Source organism: Klebsiella sp. 4_1_44FAA, assembly GCF_000238715.1.
Lineage (GTDB): Bacteria > Pseudomonadota > Gammaproteobacteria > Enterobacterales > Enterobacteriaceae > Klebsiella > Klebsiella pneumoniae.
Genome location: NZ_JH414820.1, coordinates 1 through 1894, shown reverse-complemented (window position 1 = coordinate 1894; position 1894 = coordinate 1). Strand labels below are relative to the sequence as shown.

The 1894-nt window shown below is 49.9% G+C and carries 1 protein-coding gene and 1 pseudogene; both read right to left on the bottom strand.

Annotated elements, in window-relative coordinates:
• A pseudogene (locus tag HMPREF1024_RS00435) lies at positions 1 to 201 on the bottom strand (IS481 family transposase); the annotation flags it as partial.
• 129 nt (positions 202 to 330) lie between these two features.
• Positions 331 to 1863 carry an IS3-like element ISKpn38 family transposase gene (locus tag HMPREF1024_RS00440; RefSeq protein ID WP_009310015.1) on the bottom strand — a complete coding sequence of 511 codons (1533 nt, stop codon included), beginning with the start codon at positions 1861 to 1863 and terminating at the stop codon, positions 331 to 333.
• Positions 1864 to 1894: the final 31 nt, after the last annotated feature.

Genomic DNA, 1894 nt, shown 5'->3' with positions numbered 1-1894 from the left:
GCGCAGTAACCGGCGCCACCAGTAGAGTGTTCGCGTTGATACGTCAAAAGCATCAGCTGCGGCACGGATCCCGTGCTTATCCCAGAAGTTCAGAGCCTTCATTCTTAACTTCGCAATCTCGGGCATAAGAGAGTGTTTCATCGCATAAGCAGTTGCTCGGTAATACCCAAAATAGCCGACACCGATATGCTGCATCAACATCTGGCAATCCCTCCTTTAGTGTTCTGAGGCAATTGCAATATCTGTGTGAACTTACACAGGAGTTGTATGGGTCCTGTTAACACCAAGCTGTAATGTCCCCTTTGGGGCTGCGGATGTTTTCCTGGACTGTTATGTTGTGATCCCAAGATGCTGCCGGTACTTCACAGGACTCATTGCACCTAATGATAGCTTGATACGTTTCTCGTTATACCAGCGTATGTACCTGTCCAGGAAGCAGATAAATTTTTCCAGCGTGATACCCGCCCAGTCTCTGCCATAGAACATTTCGTTTTTGATACGCCCGAAGAAGCCTTCACACGCAGCATTATCCGACGAGCATCCTTTGCGCGACATGGACCTTATAAGTCCGGAGGTGTTGATACGCTCGAGCCAGCCCGGCCACCGGTAATGGCCACCACGATCGCTGTGTATCACCGGTTTATCATGTTCGTTGAGCGTATCGAGTGCGTCATCGAGCATCGTATTCACCAGCGTCGCGTCCGGGCGTGTTCCTATCGACCAGCTTACAACCTGGCCATCAAAGCAGTCGATAACCGGCGACAGATAGACTTTTCCAGCCGGAAGCTGGAACTCCGTAATATCGGTCAGCCACTTCTCATTTGGCCTGCAGGAACTAAAATCCCGGGCGAGTAAATTTTCCGGTGCCGGACCGATTTCGCCACAGTAAGAGTTATATCGTCGTCGCCTGGTGCGCTTAACAACGAGCTGCTCTTCTGCCATCAGTCTGCGGACAACCTTTTCAGAAATAACCCTGTTGTTACTGCGAAGCATCGCGTGAAGGCGCCGGTAGCCGTAACAGCGGTAATTCTCCTCAAAGATATCGGCCATGATCACGCGTATTTCCGCATACTTATCGTACAGACGTTTGCTGGCTTTGTGGTAAAAATAACAGCTGCGGGCAAGTTGCAGAACGCTTAGCAACTCAGCAACGGGGTACTTTTTCTTAAGGGCATCAACTATCAGGGTTTTCTCCCTGTTTTTCAGTTTCAGAAAGCTGATGCCCAGATCTTTTTTTATCAGTTCATTCGCCTTTGTCAGTATGTCACGTTCGAGCTGCAGCTGATGAACCTGCTTCCTGAGATGCTGGATTTCACCGAGTAAAGCATCCTGATTTTTATCCTGAGGGGCTGCCTTTCGTTTGCGCATGGATTGATAAGCCTCGTCACTGATAAGGTCTTTCTTCCATTTGTACAGGACCGGGACGCTGACGCCTATGCTTTGTGCAACTTTACGCGCGGTTCCACGTCGGTTACAGAGCTCCCGGACGGCCTGAGACCTCTCTTGCGGGCTGAAGCATTTGCTTGTGCCTGAGCGAATGACCAGGGGACGCGCATTTGGGTAAAACTCTTCAATCCAGCGCTTTAGAATTTCGTTACTGGGGTAGCCGATGGCTCGGCGAGTGTACGACAGGCAACCACCGTGAGTAAGATAATGCTCAACAGCAGCAATTTTCTGTGTACGTGAATAGCGTTCTCTTGGTTTTAATTCCCTGGGTAAATCGCCCTTCTCTTCATAAATCCGAACCCAACGGCCCAGCTGTTTTGTGGAAGGATATCCCAGCTCCATGACGACAACGGAGGCTTTCTTTCCGTACCGGTAATAGAGTTCGACGGCCCGAATCCGGTCCTCGTATGAATGCATAAATTAACTCCTGAAGGTCCAGGAATTTGTC

Bases quoted from the DNA above. Each gene is read 5' to 3' on its own strand.
- HMPREF1024_RS00440 (WP_009310015.1), bottom strand. From the start codon at position 1,863: ATGCATTCATACGAGGACCGGATTCGGGCCGTCGAACTCTATTACCGG.